The sequence below is a fragment of the Roseovarius tibetensis genome, from assembly GCF_050896375.1.
GTDB classification, from domain to species: Bacteria; Pseudomonadota; Alphaproteobacteria; order Rhodobacterales; family Rhodobacteraceae; genus Roseovarius; species Roseovarius tibetensis.
Genome location: NZ_JBPBBB010000034.1, coordinates 1 through 20,053, shown reverse-complemented (window position 1 = coordinate 20,053; position 20,053 = coordinate 1). Strand labels below are relative to the sequence as shown.

Annotated in this window: 16 protein-coding genes; 3 read left to right on the top strand and 13 right to left on the bottom strand. The window is 56.0% G+C overall.

Going from position 1 to position 20,053, the window contains the following annotated elements:
• The first annotated feature begins 1 nt into the window (after position 1).
• Both ACROSR_RS16180 and ACROSR_RS16175 read left to right on the top strand, forming a co-directional pair.
• The gene (locus ACROSR_RS16180) at positions 2-730 is read left to right on the top strand and encodes a hypothetical protein (RefSeq protein WP_432686891.1); all 729 of its coding nucleotides are present in this window, start codon (positions 2-4) and stop codon (positions 728-730) included.
• 442 nt (positions 731-1,172) lie between these two features.
• A complete protein-coding gene (locus ACROSR_RS16175; protein ID WP_432686889.1) occupies positions 1,173-2,189 on the top strand; it encodes a hypothetical protein in 1,017 nt (338 codons plus the stop codon).
• Between the two features lie 588 nt (positions 2,190-2,777).
• On the opposite strand, the gene ACROSR_RS16170 is transcribed toward ACROSR_RS16175, so the two are convergent.
• Both ACROSR_RS16170 and ACROSR_RS16165 read right to left on the bottom strand, forming a co-directional pair.
• The gene (locus ACROSR_RS16170) at positions 2,778-2,990 is read right to left on the bottom strand and encodes a hypothetical protein (protein WP_432686887.1); all 213 of its coding nucleotides are present in this window, start codon (positions 2,988-2,990) and stop codon (positions 2,778-2,780) included.
• A 105-nt stretch (positions 2,991-3,095) separates the two neighbouring features.
• Complete coding sequence (locus tag ACROSR_RS16165; RefSeq protein ID WP_432686885.1) at positions 3,096-3,524, bottom strand: thermonuclease family protein; 429 nt, start codon at positions 3,522-3,524, stop codon at positions 3,096-3,098.
• Between the two features lie 411 nt (positions 3,525-3,935).
• Between ACROSR_RS16165 and ACROSR_RS16160 the strand changes: the two genes are divergently transcribed.
• A complete protein-coding gene (locus tag ACROSR_RS16160; protein ID WP_432686883.1) occupies positions 3,936-5,147 on the top strand; it encodes a bifunctional alpha/beta hydrolase/OsmC family protein in 1,212 nt (403 codons plus the stop codon).
• 484 nt (positions 5,148-5,631) lie between these two features.
• Here the strand turns inward: ACROSR_RS16160 and ACROSR_RS16155 are convergent, their stop codons facing one another.
• The 11 genes from ACROSR_RS16155 to ACROSR_RS16105 form a co-directional block, all read right to left on the bottom strand.
• Positions 5,632-6,522 (bottom strand): type 2 periplasmic-binding domain-containing protein, encoded by an 891-nt coding sequence (locus ACROSR_RS16155; protein WP_432686881.1) that lies wholly within the window; start codon positions 6,520-6,522, stop codon positions 5,632-5,634.
• A gap of 1,274 nt (positions 6,523-7,796) precedes the next feature.
• Positions 7,797-8,012, bottom strand: a complete 216-nt coding sequence (locus tag ACROSR_RS16150; RefSeq protein ID WP_432686879.1) for a hypothetical protein — start codon at positions 8,010-8,012, stop codon at positions 7,797-7,799.
• A gap of 202 nt (positions 8,013-8,214) precedes the next feature.
• Positions 8,215-8,541 carry a type II toxin-antitoxin system PemK/MazF family toxin gene (locus ACROSR_RS16145; RefSeq protein WP_432686877.1) on the bottom strand — a complete coding sequence of 109 codons (327 nt, stop codon included), beginning with the start codon at positions 8,539-8,541 and terminating at the stop codon, positions 8,215-8,217.
• Entirely contained in the window at positions 8,538-8,756 is a 219-nt protein-coding gene (locus ACROSR_RS16140) for an antitoxin MazE family protein (protein ID WP_432686875.1), read from the bottom strand. Before ACROSR_RS16140 ends, ACROSR_RS16145 begins: the two co-directional genes overlap by 4 nt.
• Before the next feature lie 957 nt (positions 8,757-9,713).
• Positions 9,714-11,195 carry an exopolysaccharide biosynthesis polyprenyl glycosylphosphotransferase gene (locus ACROSR_RS16135; protein ID WP_432686873.1) on the bottom strand — a complete coding sequence of 494 codons (1,482 nt, stop codon included), beginning with the start codon at positions 11,193-11,195 and terminating at the stop codon, positions 9,714-9,716.
• 220 nt (positions 11,196-11,415) lie between these two features.
• Positions 11,416-11,637 carry a hypothetical protein gene (locus ACROSR_RS16130; protein ID WP_432686871.1) on the bottom strand — a complete coding sequence of 74 codons (222 nt, stop codon included), beginning with the start codon at positions 11,635-11,637 and terminating at the stop codon, positions 11,416-11,418.
• 979 nt (positions 11,638-12,616) lie between these two features.
• Positions 12,617-13,951, bottom strand: a complete 1,335-nt coding sequence (locus ACROSR_RS16125) for a putative bifunctional diguanylate cyclase/phosphodiesterase (protein ID WP_432686869.1) — start codon at positions 13,949-13,951, stop codon at positions 12,617-12,619.
• Between the two features lie 98 nt (positions 13,952-14,049).
• Positions 14,050-15,141, bottom strand: a complete 1,092-nt coding sequence (locus ACROSR_RS16120) for a sensor domain-containing diguanylate cyclase (RefSeq protein WP_432686867.1) — start codon at positions 15,139-15,141, stop codon at positions 14,050-14,052.
• Between the two features lie 157 nt (positions 15,142-15,298).
• Positions 15,299-15,601, bottom strand: a complete 303-nt coding sequence (locus tag ACROSR_RS16115; protein ID WP_432686865.1) for a circadian clock KaiB family protein — start codon at positions 15,599-15,601, stop codon at positions 15,299-15,301.
• Positions 15,598-17,319, bottom strand: coding sequence for a DUF7125 family protein (locus ACROSR_RS16110; protein WP_432686863.1), 1,722 nt, complete (start codon positions 17,317-17,319; stop codon positions 15,598-15,600). Before ACROSR_RS16110 ends, ACROSR_RS16115 begins: the two co-directional genes overlap by 4 nt.
• Positions 17,320-17,362: 43 nt before the next feature.
• Complete coding sequence (locus ACROSR_RS16105; RefSeq protein WP_432686861.1) at positions 17,363-19,867, bottom strand: EAL domain-containing protein; 2,505 nt, start codon at positions 19,865-19,867, stop codon at positions 17,363-17,365.
• Positions 19,868-20,053: the final 186 nt, after the last annotated feature.

Sequence of the window (20,053 nt, the reverse complement as noted above, 5' to 3'; positions counted from 1 at the left end):
CATGTACGGCTTTAGAACATTGGACGACGATGATCCGGTTTTGGACAGCTCTCCGCTGATGCGCGCTCTGGACTTTTTACAGGCGAAACTTGAGGCCGAACCAAAAGGGATACCCCTGACCAAGACCAAGGCGCTACGACGAGCCATGGTTGCCGAGGCCATAACGAAGATTCAGTGGCCCGACTGGACAGAGCAGGAGATCTATCACGGGTTCATGCCCATCAAGGTCGCCGATGAATATCATTTCCAGCCGTTCTGGATCTTGCACCACATCCTTCTGGAGATGAAGCTGCTCCGGCACTATCGCGGCCGACTGTTGTTTTCCAAGGCAGGGTCACGTCTGTTCACCAGCCGGTTCAACGCATTTGATGTCATCGCGAAAGAAGTCGTGTTCCATTCCCCATATTTCGAGATTTCGCGGATGAGAGGCGATATCATTGGTTCATGGGACATCTGGTTGAACGTCATTGATATCGAGGCGCAGCAAGGGGTGTCTGGCAAGGACCTGACGGAAGTTCTGTATGGACCGTCCGAGAGTGATGGCCCTTTCGATCCCCGAACCAGTGCGCTGTACGATGGCGTGCTGAAACCGCTTGTCTGGGCCGGTCTGCTCGATGAAAACCGGCAGCTTGGCCGTAAGCTTTCCGAGCGCGTTTACACGGTGACGTCGTTATGGAACCGGTACCTTCAACTGGACCCTAAACCGGTGCGTCTTCGGGTCGTGCATTAGGTTTGGGCAGGTACGCTGGCGGAAACGCGAACCAAGATGGGGGCACGGGTAATGCGAACCTTCCCGCCGTTCGCTGCAGGTACAGAATGGGCTCATCACCCGAGCGGCGGCTGTGCGCAGGGAGGGGGCTTTGCAAAGTTGGGCCGACTTTCCGACTGCGGTCATTCGTGTAGCTTCATGAAGGTCGAGCGCAGAAATGCCAACAAAAGGCGGCTCAAAGGTCTGTCATGTGAAGGTCAAGACCGCCCCATCAACCTTCCAAAAGCGCTCTATGGTGCCTCAGTGGCCTTCAATGTCAGCGCCTCACCCCTGTCAGAGTGAGAAAACTTGAAAACAGGTACAAAATCGGCCAACGTCGCCTAAAGATAGCATTGATTCGGAAAAATCAGTTTATGATTTTTGCCTATGATAATTCCGGGACCCTGAAATAAATGAGATCGAAATGCGCCTTGATTTTATTGGAACACACTTTTCGAACATAGCTTTTGGTGCGATCGCGGCATTCGTTCTGGTTGGTTGTGGAAACGGTCAGAGCGTCGATACACTCGACGGTCTGACTACAAGCAGTGGATTTGACGGCAGCTATAGAAAACCTATCAACCTGAACTATCCGAGTCAGACGCGGTTTCTTGCATCAAACGGTCTGCTACCAATGAACGGGCCCGGTGATACTTGTTTGGCCAGTGGTTTTCGCCCAGCGAGCGGGATCATTTGTTTCAGCCCCTCCGGGAAAACTGAGGTTTCAGTGCGCCGATTTAAATTCAGTGGTACATATGACGACCTCAAAAAAGTGCGGGATAGGCTTCAAAAACTACAAGTAAATATCATCGAACTTGCCGCTTTGGACGCGTCCACGCCGCAGGAAGAAGAAACGCCGCAGGAAAAGGCGGATATTGCGTCAAGAACGAAAGAACTTAAGGCGGAGGTGGAACAAGTTGGCGGCGAGCTTGCGGCAAACAATTTCTTCATTTTCCGCTGGAAAGCGGCGGATCAAGCCGGCGGCGGCGGCACTGTAGGGTCGACGCTAAGCAGCAGAGCGGGAACGCAGCAAGAGGAATCCGGTCTTGTGATCGTTGGTGGCGTAACAGTGGCAAGTCTTCGGCTTGGCCTTGAAGACGCCGGAGAGGATCTCAAAGACTACCCCAAGGCCACCAAGATCGCGACCTACACGATGGGGGCCGAGAACCTCTTGTATTTCTCTAGCGCCAGCCTAAGCGCGGCTCTCAAGGCAAAACTAGATGGCAGTCTTGAGGACATACAGGACATCTCGCCGTCGACTAAAGCCGTCATTGATGCATATGCGTCCCTCGGGCGCGCCTATGAAACACAAGGGGCATTTTCAGCTACCAGTGTGGAAAGCCTGCCATTGTCTGACTACAACGAAAAATATGGCAGTCAGCATGTTTTTTATTCCACGATGACCGATGTCGAGACGCTTTTGGGTTCGCTCAGGAAATAGGGTTTGCGGCCGTGCTGTGGCGGCAGGATCAGGCACCGTGGTCAGCAACGAGGGGTAGAGAGCGGCAGCCCAACTCGTGAGCCACGCACTAAATGTCAGCTTTCGAAAATTCGAGCCAAAGCGGTCGGTCCGCTCCGGGCTGGGACCGGCAATTTGTGAAACTGCAGCTGAAGGACTATTCTGGGGCAGTGAGCGCGGTCTATCATGTTCCGAACCGCCGCCCATACGATGAGCGACACTTCGCATGTCGACAGCAGTGTGGCGCATCGCTGGATAACCTCGGCACCCGTCGGACACCTTCGATAAGCCGCAGAAGCATGGACAAGACGTGAAATTCCGAAGCATTCGAGGCACACAAAAAATCTTTTTTTGTCTGCCTCTTGAACGGGAAAATTTGGACCCAATATATTTAAGTGTAATTCCTATGTAGTTCAACTAGAATTAAGCTGTAGATTATCTATAATTCTAACTCTAAGTTAACCTATAGAAGATCTACATTGTTTTTTCTTGGTGTTATACCTCGATATCAAACCCCAAAAAAATGGATGCAAGGGTTATACGCAGGGCGTTCAGTTCTACTCTGGCTCATCATTTCTTTAAATTGTTCCAGATCACACCGATTACACCTGCGATCATAACTGCGGCAAAGATATAGAGCAGTCCTGTAGGGTCAGACTTACATCCGTACTTGGGATGAAGATATTGCCCATCACCACAAGGATTGAGAGAGCACCCTGCAAGTATTGGTGCGCTGAGAAATAGGAAAACTTTAGCCGTACTTATTCTGATGGAGTCGGGCATTCATTTTCCTGGGATTTGTTTGATTTCGCGGAGACCGAATTCACGAATCTTGTCACCATCATGCGTTGATCTTGGTTCGTCGAGCGAAAGGCCGTAGTGAGTGCTTCAGCAATAGCTTGCATGAGGCAAGCGTGATCGAGCACCGGCAGGCTCAAGCGATCGGTATCGCCCACCCGAGTACCGTCGGCAGTCGAGGGCATGGCCATTGGAAATGACAATGGCGCCGATGTCGACCAGCTGACCGTCATCATCGATGAAGCATGTACCGACCCAACGGTCGTAGGTTCTGTCGCCGGTCAGATCGCAGATCACTGTCCGACCACGCAGAAGCCGCTTCATGAACTTCTTGGCATCGCGACCGTAACCATTCGATGTCTCCGGTGCGTCGACGCCTTCTAGACGCACAGGTGTGCCTGCGACCACGACGGTGTCCGCATCACGAACACGGGCTGTTCCGGTGACTTCCCTCGCCTCCGCTGCCGCGGAGATAACGCACGTGGCTATCACGCAGATCGCCAAGGTCTGTTTCAGCATTGCGACTTCCTCGATTGCATAGGATCCCCTCAGCTTTGCGCATTCCGACAACATGCGACCATCCGGTCCGGGCCTTTCCCTAACTTTACTGCGCAGGCAAAAGAGTGCAATCAAATAAAACCTATACGATTGCAAATCAGCTTTCCTCGACTTCTACTGACATAAAATACCATGGACTTGAGTAACGCACTCGTTTCATTTCTCTTTCGTTAAAACAAATACTTTCGTGCGTGGCGATCAAACGTTTACCACAGCGGACCATATTCCAAGTCACTACGGATTGGTACGAGAAGTCGTTATCATAGTACGTAGCGCAAAACTCACCTTCGCGTGACGCCCGCTCCATGGAGGTGGTACCAGGCCGCGGGGCTGGGTACCTTCGCGGTACAGCGACCAGTACAGGATCCCGCCATGCCGACCGAACGCCTTACCTTCACCGGCCATTCCGGCGATACACTCACAGCCCGGCTCGACCCGCCCGAGGGGCCGCATCTGGCGACCGCGCTGTTTGCGCATTGCTTCACCTGCTCCAAGGACATCCCTGCCGCTCGGCGCATCTCCGCACGGCTTGCAGGCGCGGGCATCGCGGTGCTGCGCTTCGATTTCACCGGCCTTGGCCATTCCGGTGGCGAGTTCGAGAACACCTCCTTCACCACCAATATCCGCGACCTAGAGCTGGCCGCAGAGGCTCTCGCGGCGCGCGACATGGCACCTGGCCTGCTGATCGGGCACAGCCTTGGTGGCGCGGCGGTGCTGGCGGCAGCCGGACAAATCGACAGCGTCCGCGCGGTGGCCACCGTGGCCGCTCCCTTCGATCCCGGCCATGTCCTGCATAATTTCGACGATGCGCTGGACCAAATCGAAGGCGACGGCGTGGCTGAGGTCTCGCTTGGCGGGCGGCCCATCCGCATCGGGCGCGGTTTCGTCGAGGACGTTCGCGCCGAGGTGCTGGAAGACAAGATCGCACACTTGGGTCGCGCGCTTCTACTGCTGCACGCGCCGCGCGACGCGGTCGTCGGGATCGACAACGCAGCCGAGATCTTCAAGGCCGCAAAACATCCCAAGAGTTTCGTCACCCTCGACGGTGCCGACCACCTGATCACCGTCCAGAACGATGCCGAATACGCGGCCCAGGTCATCGCCGCCTGGGCCACGCGCTATCTCGACCTCGCGGCACCCGCACCGCCACCGGGCGCCCCTGAGGGCGTGGTACGTGTGGCCGAGGCCGATCCCGACGGCTTCCTGCAAGACGTCAATGCCGGGCCCGGCCATCACGTTCTGGCCGACGAGCCCGCGGCCTATGGCGGCGCCGATCGCGGCATGTCGCCTTACGGATTTCTTGCCGCTGGTCTGGGAGCCTGCACCTCGATGACGATCCGGATGTATGCACGGCGCAAGGGGTGGCCGCTGACACATGTCTGCGTCGATGTCACCCATGACAAGGTCCACGCGCAGGATGCCGAAAGCCGGGATGACGCCAAGGCCGACACCTTCATCCGCACCATTCGCCTCGACGGCGATCTCGACGACGACCAGCGCGCAAAACTGCTGGAGATCGCCGACAAATGCCCCGTGCACCGCACGCTGGAGCGATCTTCGGTGGTCAAGACACATCTCTGGTAGGCCGCGCGCAGGGACGCCCCGACCTTGTGGTGGGAAGTGTTGTAGAACGATAAAATGTAAGAGAGATTGAACTTTTCGGCAAAGATCGACTGACGGCTTAAGCCGACCCTCCAAGTGGTCTGCCGGCTGATATCAAGTTCACTTGCGCCCCGCAGCCTGGCCCCCATCGCCCGCGTCCGGTTTCGCCGATGTTAGGGTGCCGCCCTTGTTACATGGAACACCCACTTACTCGAGTTCCACAGACTTCTACCAACATGAACTCGGGCAACTCACTCGTTTCTTTCCTTGGCCTTGAGGTATCTTGGGTGCCTCTTCAGCCGTGATGCTCGTGCAATCGGATAAGGTGCGTTTCAAACGAGTTAAAACCCGAAAATTTACTCCTGTACCCTAACTTCCAAAAAGACCCCGATTTGACCTAAAGACACCCTGGTCCCTAACTGCATGCCAGAAACGCTCTCGAAGAAGCGATTCGAAGACTCATCTGTCACAGCACCGAAGACACAGGACGATTTCTCACTGCATTGGCAGCAATCTTCTGGATCCTGAGCTTATAGCTGAAGAACCAGAGCAAACCAAAACTCTCCAGCGTATCCCGCCCACGACCTGGCAGACGGTTATAGGGCACGAATTCTTCAAAGATCTCATCCATGGCGTCCTGCTTCTCGACATTCTTCTCTTGGGTCAGGTGATCATACAAGACCGCCTTTGCCACGAAGTCTCCATACTGAACCATCCTGTTGAGACCCTGAAAGAGCGCCGTGTCCTTGGTGATCAGAGCATTCTTCACACCTGTCTGTGCCCAGCCAGGAAGCTTGTCTGTGGCCTTCTCCAGATAATCCGCCCACCGACCCTCACGGATCTCGACATCGGCTTCAGTGAGGTTCTCAGAGATCGTGCTGAACTCCCCGGCATCGATCAGCGGCTTGATCGTCAGCTTGTCATTGGCATCGTTCAAAGCCTTGATCCTTGCCTCTGCCCTGAGCCTGTCTGCTGTACGGTTATAGTTGCTGGCAATGTCGATCTCCAGCTTGTTGATCTCTTCACGGTTCTTCACATACTGGGTGATCTCCACGAACTTGCTCACCATGCCAGTCACAGCCTTTACAGGATTTATCCCACGCACAGCCAGGTGTAGAGCATTCGACACCAGGTTCTCATAAGCCACCACGACAGCTCTCACGATGATCGTGCTCTTGGCATAGGACACGGTATCCTGAACAACCTGCTCAGACTTCTTCAGCCTGGCATAAGCCTTGTGTCCCAAAATCCTCTTGGCAGCCTTCTTGAACTGAGCCTGTGTCTTTGGATCCCATCTCGAAACACCTGTCCAGGCATCCGTCGTTGAAGCTGCTCGATACCCGATCGCATCCTTCACCTGGTCCCTGAGCACAGGAACATAGTCCTTCTCCCCAAAAGCTTCTGCGAACTCTTCCTTGATACGTGGTCCCAAAGTCTTCCACGCATCCCTGATGACCTAGAAAACCTCAACCCTGTCGCTTTCACGTCATCAGTGACTAAATTTCGGTTGGAGATCTTTGGAGTTCTTCGAAGATCTTCTCTCAGCCTCTAGGAGTTTTGGGTAGCCTTCGAAGATTAGAAATCCTGTCTGTTCGTGCATTTGGCTTTTTACGGATAAAATTAGCGGAGACCCAAGACTGGGAATTCAAAACTAAATTCCCGTCCTGGAGTTTCTTTCGGTCACCAAACGGTTGCAAAACCCCAAATCTCAATCGTACCCGGGTCAGCACAACAAATCTGGTTCAGCTTCGAGTTCACGGAACGATGTGGCACCACGCAAGGGATATCCGGGTTTGTCCGTGTCCTGAGCATATCCAGTCAGGCTCTCAGCTCTGGATGCCTCTGAGAGCCACACAGCGGCTCTGTGAGTGGCCTTCTCGCTTGTTTTGGTGCCCGACATCCAAAACAGCGTCATCGCACTCAGTGGCCCTGTGAGAGCTTCTGGCGCATATGGGATGTTCTGATCTACATCTGCTGGTGCGCATCGGACCAAATCAGAGCACATCGACGTCGGATCGAGGGGTCACGCTGGCAGATCCGGTGGCCAGGCTCGGATCGAGTTGACGTCCTGGCGCTGACGTTGTGGCGCTGGTGCCCTTGTCTGGAACCAGGATGATCGATGGGTCCGAGGCTCGGAAAAGTCGCCGCCTTGTGCGCGTCATGTGCGTACGCGCGCTTTTAGTTAACTTATATTATAGATCTATCGTTCCCTACAAAGGGCCTCGAGGAAAATTCATAGCAATCGGCGCAGCGCAGCGTAGCGCCGATTGCTATGAATTTTTCGAAGTGAGTCCTTTGTAGGGAACGGTCTATGAATTATATTGACTACTCGTTCTTATTCCTTCATACATGTATAATCCCCTTTAGAAGATTCTATAGTGGTTAAATACACCATCTTTCCAAGGGGCGCTGCGGCGCCCCTTGGAAAGATGGTGTCAACTCTATCTATAATTTACACAGGTAGTTAATCAACTGAGAAAGACGCTAAGAGGACTCTCACGAAGGGAACGCTCAAGCGTTTTTTTGGCTCATATATGGGCCTGTTTTCCTTCTTGGTTCCCCATGTTTTCTTGGTTCAGACCCTTGGTTTTCAGCCGATTATGAACCCTTGGTTTTGGCTTTTTCCGGTCTTTATTTTCCTCTTTTATCTTCGTCTGGTTGCCCGGTTTCCATCACATAAATAACCCGAAACATTTGGTTTTGGAGGCTAAAATGAAGGACTTTTTCGATGGCTTTCAGCATCGATAAGAACTGATACTGGTGATCTTCTTGGTTCACGCTGGGTCGCCAAAAATGTTCGCTCAGGTCACAAATGCCACCAGGATACAACAAGGCTTGTGAAGGCATTCACGAACACTCGATTTGACCTCTGTGCAATGCAGCTTCGGTGTTCACGGGGTGCTTTGCTTGGTTCTCTGCCATCGGCCGTCAGCGCGGGTTTTGGATCAGGGTACGGCCTTGGTCCAGCTGCTCTTGCAGGAAGGCTTCCTGCCATGCCGTGAATAACATAGACGGGTCGAGCCGGTCACCGGTGTTCATCATCGGTCTGTTACCCCGCTACACCCAGAAACAGCGCCAGCGCTCGGTTCACTCCAAGCATGGCGGTATCATTGATCTGGCCGAAAGCTCCTCCGAGCTTGTCCGTTCGAACCGTCATGGCCTTGTCAATCATGATCTGCGACGTGGCGCGCAACCCGTTTTCCGGCAAGGGTTCGACCGTCAATCGGATCAGCGGCGCATCGACCAGTGTGGACGTGACCAAAAGGACGGTGGTCGTGGCCGTGTCCGGGAACCGGTCGGATTGGATCACAAGTGCGGGACGCGGCTTGCCGTGTTCGCCCTGGAGAGCGACCGTCACAAGCGCACCTCGCCTCACTCCCAGCGATCCACATCGACCAGGGCTTCATCCATGAAGTCTTTCAAGGCGTCGTCGGCGCGATCCGCTTGGGCCACAAGCCCCGCCTGACGACGACATTCAGCTTCGAAACCGGGACGACGGGTGTCCGGCACCCAGATTTGAACGGGACGCATGCCAGCGGCTCGCAAGGCATCGCGGCGCTTCTGGACACGTTGGGAAACAGAGGTTGGCATGGCATCTCCTTTGCATCTCCTAAGTGTTACATGTAACCAAATAGACCGTTCAGTTCAAGACTGTTGAAAAAGGCGTCTAGCGGTCCTGGATAAGGACGGAGACTGTGATATTCTTGGTTCAAGCTGGATCGCCAATAGTGCTCGCAAAGGCTGTAATGGGCACCAGTATCAGAGAGGGTCTGTGAAGACATACATGACGGCTGAAATTGCCATGTAACTTCGGTTTCCGGGGGGGGTGCTTTTCTTGGTTCCCTTGGCGCTTCAGCCACGGTGTTGACCGTTTAGGGAGCTTCGAACAGTGATGATATTTCCGGCGATGGATTGCTTTGAAGATCTGAACGGTGTGTGGAATTCATGCAGGCGGAGAACTCATCATGGTGCGCCAACTGAAAGATCGACCGGGCGACCTGGTAACCCTGTTGCTTGGAGGAATTGGGGAACCTCTTTGCAGGTTGGCCACCTGGCTGCCCGGTCTTTATGTGACATTGTTAACAATAACGCGTCACAACACAATCTTAAGGGCTCAGAGCGATCGGCCAAGGGCCGGAATCTACTCAGATGGGCGGTGTGAAATGGCCTGATTGCCCAAAAGAGGTCTTTCTCGGTCTACGGAACGAAAATCAAATATCCACACCGCACGACAGCGCTCGACGCAGGGGCGGTCGTTCGCTGCTATGGCTTTGTGCTTGTATCCACGCGTCCGAGGCACAACCTCGATGCAGCCGTCAAACCCGTCCCCGCCATCCGCCATCGTCATCTTCTTCTGAATGCTCAGAACGAAACTCGCCGCTCTGCCAGTGCAGTGGAACCGCAGAAATCAATGGTGCGGGGACGGCGTGACTGTCTGGCGAGATTGATGAGATCGTCGACCTGCCAAGCCCTTTGGTGCTGAGTGAACGAGGACACCATCCCGCGAAATGTCCACTCCAGACGCACGGACGTGTTTCCGTACCGTGCTCAGTATGCTGTGCGGTTCCACAAGAGGCTTGACGGCGTGCGCAGCAATATCAGTAGATCCAGCCAGATGGACCAGTTCTCGATGTAGTAGAGGTCGTGCTCAAAACGTGCATGGAGCTTTGCGGCCACATCGACTTCGCCCCGGAACCCATGGATCTGAGCCCAGCCGGTGATACCGGGGGGCAAGCGGTGGCGGGCCGAGTAGCCGTCGACAATACTGGAAAAACGCTCCTGCTGGCTCGACAGCGCATCGACTGCGTGAGGCCGTGGTCCCACCAGAGACAGATCCCCGGAGAGCACATTGAACAATTGCGGCAACTCGTCGATTGAACTGCTCCGCAGAACCCGTCCGACCCGTGTGACCCGCGGATCATCGCGGGTCACGACGCGGCGCGCCGTGGGGTCCATTGCCTCGTTATACATCGAACGAAACTTCAGCACGTCGATGATGCGGTCCTTGTAGCCGTGCCGCTTCTGCCTGAAGAAGATAGGTCCGCCGCTCTCAAACCAGATGGCGATTGCCGCAACAAGCATCACCGGCCAGGTGATCAGCAGGGCCAGGGTTGCAAAGATGATATCGAAAACCCGCTTCATCAGGCGGCGCTCTGCCGGGAAAGTGCCCCGAACGGCGGAGATCAATGGATCGCGTGCACCGCGCGAGAACGCATAATCTTGGCTGAACGCCGAAAGCCGGACCTCGACGGGCAAGATCTTCAGCTTCGTCATCAGCCAGTTGATCCGTTCCTCGGCCTCCAGCGGCAGGGAAATGATCACCATGTCGATTTCCGACCGCCGGGCGAACTCGACCAGCTCGTCATAGCCACCGATTTTCGGAATCCCGATAACCTGAGGTGGAGACCGGTCATCGTCACGATCATCAAATATCCCGTAGAGGCGCACATCACTTTCCGTGCGTCCGGCCAGCCCACGGATCAGCCTCTCGGCATGTTCTCCGCCACCGGCAATGACCGCACGACGCTGGATCAACCCGCTATCAATGATCCAGGCAACAACCTGCGCCTCAATCAGGCGCAAGGGAACCATGACAGAGGCAAGCGCCAGGATAGCGGCGAGAAGGAAATTAACGAACTCGGCGGACCAGGTATTGGCGATTAGGCCTCCAGCCAGCATCACCGGTCCGGCCAAGGCAAGGAAAGCCCCCAGCATCGCGTGCTTGGGCTTTTGCATCACGTTTGGTCTGTAGCCTCCCCCCAACGCCAGCAGCCCGATCGACGCAGCCGTTGTCAGCAGCCCTGCGTTAGCCGCGCCGAGCGGCGCGAACTCAGAAGAGGAGATGGTGGCATATTGTGCGAACCACAGGGCCGTGACGAATACTGGCAGATCCAAGCAGATGGCAAGAACAGTAATCCAGAGCGGGGCCAGCGAGGGACGTTGCAATGCGGTGGCAATGTTTGCCGCAGCTTCGTTCAATCCAGTTTCACCCATGAAGACAGGCAACCCATTGGGTGCATGGTAGCACATGGCGCATCTCGCTTAAACATCGGCTAAAGGGAATTGCCTTAAAGGGGCAGTATCGCTTAGAAATTTAGACTCAGCCGATTGGCTGCATGACGGCAGACGTTACGGCGAGGGCCCGTGCAAAACAATGATCTGGTGACCGTAGTTGGGTGCAATTCAGAGGGTAATCTAGACACGTCTTCCCTGCCTGATTCAACTCTGCGATAGCCGGCGACAGAAAATCTCATGCCTCGGCTTTTTCGGGGGCTACTGATCCGAGCTTATCGTCAGGTTCCGCCGATTTTCTCGGCAGAAAGCACACCAGCCCAGCCAAGCTCAATGTGGTCAGCGCACCTCCGACCGAGTAGAGAAGAAAGATGGACCAGAGAGAGCTGCCAGCAATGAGGCCCATCACTGCGAGTATCGCACCCGACATCACACCAACAATGAGGTAAGCAATAACCATCTCGGATCCCCTTCCAGATTTCAACCCAAAATATTGATACCAATCGACGAGTTCAACCTTGAAGTGTACGGTGTGCGATCGGTGAAAAATAGCTGGCCTGCTGGACAGTCCTGAACCTAGCTATATGGTCAGCCTAAGGACTGTGCGAAGCTGCGGTGGGGCACTGCCAGCTAAACGCACATTCCAAAACCCGTTGATTGGCTGCGTGTTGAGTAAGGGGCCGGGCCGGGCCGCCTCAGCCGCAGTCCTGGTAGCCCGACGCCATGCACATCCTGGCGCGCTGTTGGGCTTCACCGGGCTGGAAATCCATGGCAAAAAGAGAACCGGCACCGCTGAATAATCAGAGGCACCGGTTCTTTTGATCGTGAAATGGAGCTTTACCCACGTCCGCGCCGAGGGACACTATCGGCTGCGAACACAAGGTAACAACCACGCACTCGTCAAACGAAAGACACATAACTCTTTACATACACACAGAGCCACATGGACCAGAGCTGTCTGGGTGCGACACCTGCAAAAACAACCGGGTAGCCTTAATGCCATATTGTGGGAGGGAATGGGGTACCCTTCGCAACGTGGCAATCTGACCACCCGGTTTTGACGGCATTGCGTCCACTCAACGCGTCACAAAGCAACTATAAGAGATCCGTGAGATACCCCAACCGTCGGAATCTACTTAGGCGGCATGTCAGCCGCAGTCCTGGTAGTCCCATTCCATACACGCCCGGGCGCGAAGTTGCGCCTCGGCGATCGCAGAGCGATCGAGAAGAATGGGTATGAATAGGGCACACCTCCCCCACGCTCTTAAATTCGTTGCCATTATGCCACGAGGCGAGAGCGCCGCCCCTAGTCTTCCGCTTCAGGTCATGTGACACGGCGGCCGTTCTCTGAATCACTGTCGAAAATGGTGGATTCTGCCAGTGACAATAACGGTTCTTTGTGGCCAGTCGTGCGGCTTGCTCCGAAGTGGTCGTTCAAGTTATCGGTGAAAAATTTCAGCATGGGCAGTTAACCAATCCGTGATACTTCCTACTGGCAAAGGCTTACTGATGTAATAGCCCTGAGCTTGTGCGCATCCGATGCTTTTCAAGAAGTCGTAGGCTTCAGCCGTTTCGACACCCTCTCCCACAACCTGGAACCCCAAGCCAGAGGCCAAATCTGCGATTTTTTGCAGTAGAAACCCACTCTGACCCGATGGTTCCACATATTGGACGAAACCCTTGTCAATCTTGATGATATCTGCCGGAATTTTTGTCAGGTAAGCCATGTTGCTGTATCCGCTGCCAAAGTCGTCAATCGCAACGGTCGCTCCTAAGGCCCGTATCTGTCTCAGGCCGAGCGTTGTTTCGGTGTCATCCGCAGCAACCGCGCCTTCGGTAAATTCCAATTCGAGCCGATCCGCGTTCACATCACGCGTTTCGAGCAGGCGTTGCAGCCGTTCTACAAAGTCCGGCTCGCTGAGATTATTGGGAGACACGTTGACCGAGACACTGAGGTACCCAAAGGATCTGCTCCAAAGTGCCAGCTGCTGAGTTGCGATGCTAAGAACTTTTTCGGTCAGGGGCTTGATCAGGGCCGTGCTCTCAACGAGCGAGAAGAGCTCGCCCGGCGACACCCAACCGATCTCCGGATGCTTCCAGCGCAGGAGTGCTTCAACGGCCACGCATCTGCCCGACACCAGGTCGATACGCGGTTGGTAATACAGCTCCATCTGATCATCGGCTCTCAATGCGTCCGGAAGGTCCGTCAGGATCTGAAACGCCCGCCGATGCGCGGAGTCGGTCTGTGCGTCGTAGTGGGCAAACGGTTTCTCCTGCTGGCGGCTGTCCTGCGCTGCCGTAAGGGCCGCACGCAGGGTTTCAGCAGGATCGCTGGTCGCGGGGTCAAGATCGACGACACCCACTCCAGCTCGTGATCGTATTGGGATCTCGCCCAGCTTGATCGGATCGTTGAAACCCGCAGCAATGGCCTCAGCAAGGACATCCTGAGAATGCTTGTCTTTCGCGTCGAGAACAAATGCAAAACTGAGGACGCTTACGTTGTAGAGCTTGACGCTCTCCGGAAGAAGCGACTCAATACGGTGAGCGCCGGCTCGAATGAAATCTTCTGAAAAATCATGACCTAAGGCACGGAGAAGCTGGTTGAAATGCTGTGCGTCGGCCAACGTGACAAGGACGAGGGCAAGTTTCCGGTCGCTTGGCCTCGTCACATTAAGACCGGTCGACAATCGCTCGATAAGCTGCGTGCGATTGGGCAATCGCGTCACATGATCAAACCGGCCAATCCAATCGGGTTGTGCATGAGGCACCGTCATCGGAGTTCGCCCTTCGGATATGCGCGATCAGGGTTGGGATCAACCATTTGACCAACAACTTGACCACGTACCCACCCCACAGGGACGCGGACGGTTGTTCACCCGATTTCGACGCCTTTTCTTGTGTCGTCCATCAGTGGAGGACAGACCGTTTGATTACGACCCTGCGCCTTGGCGCGATAAAGAAGCGCGTCCATCTCACACGCCAGGTCGTCTAGATTGGTCGAGGCTGTCAATGAACAAATACCAATACTCACGCCTAGAAATATCGGAGCAACGGACGTCTCATTCGCCATGGGTGTGATGGCCAGGAATTCATGCAAGCGCTTGGCTGCTTGCTGCGCGTCCTCAGCAGACGCGCCTGGAAGCATGACAAGGAACTCGTCGCCACCCCAGCGACAGAGCACATCAGCATCCCGAAACATCTCCTGGCAAAGTTCGCTGAAACGCGTAAGAACCCTGTCCCCGACCAGATGGCCATTTGTGTCGTTAATCTCCTTGAAGCGGTCGAAATCGATCAGGAGCAGAGCGGCGGCAGGGGCACCGCGTTTGATCAGCGCCAGTTCCTGGTAGAGGCGCTGTTCGAAGCCCCGACGGTTGAACAAGTTGGTAAGCGGGTCGGTAGAGGCCTGCTTGGCCAGATCGTGTTGCGCAGCTTCCAATTTGGTTATGAGTTCAGCCTGTTTGCGGTGCGCAAGTTTGAGCTCCAGGTTCGCCACAACCTGGTTGGCAAGGGTCTGCAGGGCAAAGCGCTGAGTTTCGTCCAACTCACGTGGTTTGTGATCGAGCACGCAAAGAGTTCCCAATGGATAGCCTTGCCGGCTTTCCAGCTGAGCCCCAGCATAGAAGCGCAGGTACGGTTCACCGGTCACCAATGGATTGTTGGCAAAGCGTGGATCCTGCGTGGCGTCAGGCACGATGAGGAGTCCCGGCTTCAGAAGGGCGTGCTTGCAGAACGAAACATCCAGTGAGGTCTCGTTCACATCGAGCCCCTTCTTTGACTTGAACCACTGGCGGTCAAGATCAACAAAGCTGATGAGCGCAATGGGGGCCTCGCAGATGATCGAGGCAATTTCGGCGACATGATCGAAGGCCGGCTCCTCTGGCGTGTCGAGGACCTGATATTCATCAAGCGCCCGAAGGCGCCGCGCTTCATACTCGGCAGAGCAGATGTCACTGGTCGTGGACATGCTTGGTAAGCTCCTCTTGCGATCCGAGCAAAGCCAATATTACGCGGCACCCAGAAAGTTTACGTTACTAAACCCTATTGATAGCAGTCTCAAGCTTGCCGTTCTACCGAGGTACTTTTGACACAGGTGCAATATCATTCCCTCGCTGCCGGTGGCCCTACAGCCCCGAAAGAAAGTCCTTGAGGCTGCGCTCATCGGAGAGGTCGCCGTAGAGGATCCGTCGGTGGCCGGATGCATCGACGTGCATCAGGGCGGGTGTGGCGAAGATGCCGAGGTGGATGGCCTGTTGCGGGTCTTGCAGCAGGTCGATCGTGTTGAGTGGCACGGCCTTGAGGCAGTGAACCTCGAAGACAGCTGTCAGGTTATGGAGGGCCCGGCGCGAGCGCGGCGCGTTACCGGTCACGAACAGCACCAGCGTGCTGTCTTGCGACTGGCTATCTTCAACTGGCTGGCGGCTCACTGGTCGTGCCCTCCCTCTTCGGGAACCCGACGTTGCCGAATCCGCTGGTCATGCAGACTTTTCTCCTTGTCGACGTTTGCCTGCTCATCGTGCTCGGCACTGAGTTCCGCCTGCAATCGTTCAAGCTCCTCTTGCCCCTGCTGGATGAGTTCCCTGGTCTTGTCGATATCACGCTCCAACCGTTGCTGCTGCCGTACGCGTTCCTTGGACTGGCGGTGCCGCAGCGCGGCTTCTTCGCTTTCCTTCTGGGTGCGCGCCGTGCCCATGAGGACCTCGGTCCCGAACGGGTAGACATCGGTCAACTCGATCCCATCGCAGGACAGCTTCATCTCCCGGACCTGGTTGGAGTGTCCCGTGCCTCGTGACTTGACCACCGAGAGCGACCTATTGCGCTCGCCGCTGGTCACCTGGTACCTCAGGACGATCCAGGTGTCGGCGAGGGTCGAGGCGTGGCTCAGGGTGGACTCGTCAAAGGGATCGTCGGCTTCCGACAGCGAGGTGAGCAACGTGGTGATCCCCCGGGTCCGTGTCACCGCAAGCAGCCGTTCCAGAGCGAGGTAGGCGCTTTCAGCGCCCCCCGACTTGAGCAACGCCGATGCCGGGTCGATGACCAGGCAATCGGGTCGAAAGTCATCGAGCATGGCCAGCATGGCCATGTAATGCTCTTCCACAAGGCCTTGCCAGCTCAAGCGTGTGACGATGTGCAGATGGCCGCTGTCGATGAGGGGCTGCAGGTCGATGCCCAGGGTGGCGACATTGCGGACGATCTGGCGTGCGAACTCATCGAAGCTGACCAGCAACACGCGCTCGCCGCGCTTGCCAGCCGCCGCGGCAAAGGCTGCGCCAAGCGTGGTCTTGGATGTGCCCGGTTGACCCGAGACCAGTACTATCGATCCGCGATAGACGCCACCATCGAGGATCTTGTCGAGGCGCCCGACGCCCATGCCGATGCGTTCGCCGGCGGCCGGGACGTCTTCGGCGACGAACGGGTCGGCATACGGAAGGTGAATGCCCCTGTCGTCGATCAGCATGGCCAACTCGTTGGGGTTGTGGCGCGTCCCCCTGTACTTGGCGATGCGGAAGCGCCGGTTCAGGCGCTTGTCCACCAGAGTGCTCGACAACACCAGGATCGTTGAGAGCATGAACTCGATACCGCTGAGGTAATCCGGCTGAGGGTGGTCTTTCTTATCGCTTTGCTTGCCGCTCAGCAGCAGGGAATATCCGTGCTCGATGCACCAGTCATTGAGTTGGCTGATCTGATCGATAGCCGTCTGGCTGTCGGGCTGGCGACGCAACAGTTGATCGATGCCATCCAGAACGATCCAGGAGCCGTCTACGCGCTTGATGCAATGACCCAGAACGGCGAGCAGCCCATTGATGTCGAAGGCGCCCGAGAAATCGGCGTCGATCATCGGCTTGCCATCGACAAGCTCGAAGCGTGCCGAGGCGTGCAGCGCTTGCCCCCAGTCAAAGGCGGCGGCGTTACACATTATCTGATCGGGGGATTCCTCGAAACTCATGAACACGCCCCCTTCGCCCCGAGACAGGGCGCTGGCGAGAATTTGGAGGCCGATGATGGTCTTGCCGCACCCCGGCTCGCCGATCACCAGGGTCGTGCCCCCGGCTGGCAACCCGCCTTCTGTCACCGTATCCAGATCGTGGATGCCGGTCGGGCGTTTTACAAGCCTGTGGTCGCCCGCCATTTCAGCTTCGGTCATTGGTTCTCCTTCTTAGAGGCCGTCGCGGCCGGGCCGGGGTATCTTATCCCATGCTCGAGGTGAGAACGTCGGAGGCAGGGCTCGACGCAAGGGGCAAACGGGCGCGTTGCTCCAGAAGCCATCGAAAATCCTCCACTTCAAGCGGCATGCTGTAATGATACCCCTGACCCGTCTTGCATCCCAGCTCGAGCAGGGTATCGCGTATGGATTCGTGCTCCACGCCTTCGGCCACAGTGTCGGCACTCAGGGCCCAGCTGATTCCGAGGATCATGGTTACGATCTTTTGATTGAAGGGGGCATCGAGCAGATTTCGAACGAACCCCATGTCGATCTTGATTTCGTCGAACGGGTATTGCTGAAGGTAGAGCAACGAGGAATAGCCGGTGCCGAAGTCATCGAGAGCGACCCGAACCCCCATTGCACGCAACTCATCGAGCTGGTTGCGCAGATCATCGGTGGCCGTGCTGAACATGCTTTCGGTGATCTCGAGTGTCAGGGCTGCCGGATCTATGTCATGTGTCTCGAGGGCGTCGCGTACCTTGCACGGAAAGTCGCCCATGCGGAGCTGTTCGACTGAAACGTTCAGAGAGATCTTGATCGCAGCGAGACCCGCATCCTGCCACTCGCGCAGATGACGACAGGCCTCGAAAAGCACCCAGTTGCCAATGGGGACGATCAGTTTGCTCTGTTCGGCGACTCCAATGAATTGTCCGGGCAACTGCATGCCGCGCTCGGGGTGCATCCACCGGATCAACGCCTCGCAGGCGATCACCTCGCCAGTCGCCAGATCTACCTGGGGCTGATAATGCAATTCGAACTGGTCGCGCTCCAGCGCCAGACGAAGATCTTCGGCCAGCTTTATCCGTTCTTTCGCGATCCAGTCCTGCTTCTGATCGTAGCGATTGAACTTCGCGTTAGCCCGGCGCCCCTCATCAAGGGCGATCTCGACCTCGTGTATCAGGGCGTCGGAGCCACGTTCATCATCGCCCAGAACTGTATAGCCGTAGCACATTGCCACATCCATCGAAAATTCAGAAAGATGGATCGGTTCAAGAAAGAGGCCGGCCAGCTTGTCGAGAGGATTCGTGGGAGACGCGGTATCGGCATCGGGCAGAAAGACGATAAACCGGTCACCTGAGATACGGCCAACTTCGCTGCCATCCTCCAGCCGCTCCTCCAAGCGTCGCGCGACCCCCATAAGCAATTTGTCACCCACATCGTAGCCATGGGTATCATTGATGTTGCGCATCTTGCGAATATCCAACAATGCGACGACGCCCTGCGCGTTCCAGCCCCGTCGCGCAACGTTGCGACGAAAAGCTTGCGTGAAACCCAGCCGATTATTCAGCCCGGTCAGCGGATCCTGATAGGCAAGCCTCTTCAGCTCCTGTTCCGCAAGTTTGCGTTCGCTGATATCCACGTGCATCACCACGGCGCCCGGACCGTCTTCGGTTTCCGGACCGGGCACCAGTCGGGTCGCGGCCATGCGAAACCATTGAAGCCGGTCAGGCGAATGGCAGGGATATTCGAGGGCAAAGGACTCGGCGTCGCCTGCCAGCACAGCTTCCACGCCATCCGCAATATCCAGCGCTTCTTTGGCGTCGTCGCCCTCTGCGGCACGGCAGACCGACAGATAGTTGCTTCCGACCCCGAAGGCCGCGTCTTTTTGGTCGTTGGTCGCGCCGTAGTGTCGCCACTGATCGTTGACGTCGAGAATCTCACCCGTCGCATCGAGCAAGGCAATATGCGCGGGAAGCGAGTCGATCAGGGCGCGGCGCGTCGCCAACGCCTCGGAGAAATTGTTCAACAACTGCTCCTGCTGGTCCAGCATTCCGTTGAAGGTGTGTCCGAGTTCGGCGAATTCATCCGATCCCTCGACGGGAACGCGAACCCCGGAATCTCCGGCTTTGACTTTCGAGGCGGCTTTGGAAAGGGCCCGAAGAGGGCCATTGATGCGGTTGTAGATCAAGATGAATGCAAGAATGCAGAATACCCCGAACATTCCCGCCATACCGGCGAACCCGGCTGCGATCCGGTTTGCATCCTGGACAATTCTTGCATGTCGGTGTCTTGTCACCTCGCGAAGCGCTTTATCCAATTCGATGCCGTAATCTGCAACCTGGGTCATGATTCTTTGGCTGCGCAACGGAAGCAGCACCGGACTTTCGGCAAAGCGTTGCGCGTCAGTTTTGTCGCTGACCTCTGACGGCTGAGAATAGACACCCGACACAGTCTCGGTGAGGAGTTCAACCTGGATAATGGCGCGACGAGCCGCAGGCCGGTCCCCAGCCAGACTGTTCAATGCCTTCTTGAGTGCTTCGGCTTCAGCAAGATACGTATCCAGTTCGGACGGATCCGCCCGAGTGGTCAGCAGCTCGTCGCTCGCGGCGGAAAACTCCCCGACACGATATTGGAAGTCCATGAGCTCCTGCATCTCCGACTGCTTTTTGAATATGTCGTCCATCGTGTGCAGCCCCACAACGACGACGGCAAAAAGCACCGTCACGCAGCCGGCGATGGCGAAGACGGAGACGCGGACGAGTTTCAAGAAGTTCGTAACCTTGTGTTTGTTGGCGTCGTACGTCGTCCGATAATTTGGGACGCGTAAGTTATTCTCGCATGGAAGGCCTTGGAGGGCTATGTTGGAATTTGGGTAAGGTTGTGTCTCGAAAGTGGTGGAAATTCTCCGGCGACGTCCTCCGAGCGGTTTGATTTGCGCTTGATCAAGCAGCGA

Coding starts and splice junctions, on each gene's coding strand:
- ACROSR_RS16120 (WP_432686867.1), bottom strand. CDS start 15,141: ATGTCCACGACCAGTGACATCTGCTCTGCCGAGTATGAAGCGCGGCGC.
- ACROSR_RS16140 (WP_432686875.1), bottom strand. CDS start 8,756: ATGCCAACCTCTGTTTCCCAACGTGTCCAGAAGCGCCGCGATGCCTTG.
- ACROSR_RS16175 (WP_432686889.1), top strand. CDS start 1,173: ATGCGCCTTGATTTTATTGGAACACACTTTTCGAACATAGCTTTTGGT.
- ACROSR_RS16160 (WP_432686883.1), top strand. CDS start 3,936: ATGCCGACCGAACGCCTTACCTTCACCGGCCATTCCGGCGATACACTC.
- ACROSR_RS16150 (WP_432686879.1), bottom strand. CDS start 8,012: ATGCCTTCACAAGCCTTGTTGTATCCTGGTGGCATTTGTGACCTGAGC.
- ACROSR_RS16180 (WP_432686891.1), top strand. CDS start 2: ATGTACGGCTTTAGAACATTGGACGACGATGATCCGGTTTTGGACAGC.
- ACROSR_RS16135 (WP_432686873.1), bottom strand. CDS start 11,195: ATGTGCTACCATGCACCCAATGGGTTGCCTGTCTTCATGGGTGAAACT.
- ACROSR_RS16110 (WP_432686863.1), bottom strand. CDS start 17,319: ATGACCGAAGCTGAAATGGCGGGCGACCACAGGCTTGTAAAACGCCCG.
- ACROSR_RS16130 (WP_432686871.1), bottom strand. CDS start 11,637: ATGGTTATTGCTTACCTCATTGTTGGTGTGATGTCGGGTGCGATACTC.
- ACROSR_RS16165 (WP_432686885.1), bottom strand. CDS start 3,524: ATGCTGAAACAGACCTTGGCGATCTGCGTGATAGCCACGTGCGTTATC.
- ACROSR_RS16125 (WP_432686869.1), bottom strand. CDS start 13,951: ATGACGGTGCCTCATGCACAACCCGATTGGATTGGCCGGTTTGATCAT.
- ACROSR_RS16170 (WP_432686887.1), bottom strand. CDS start 2,990: ATGCCCGACTCCATCAGAATAAGTACGGCTAAAGTTTTCCTATTTCTC.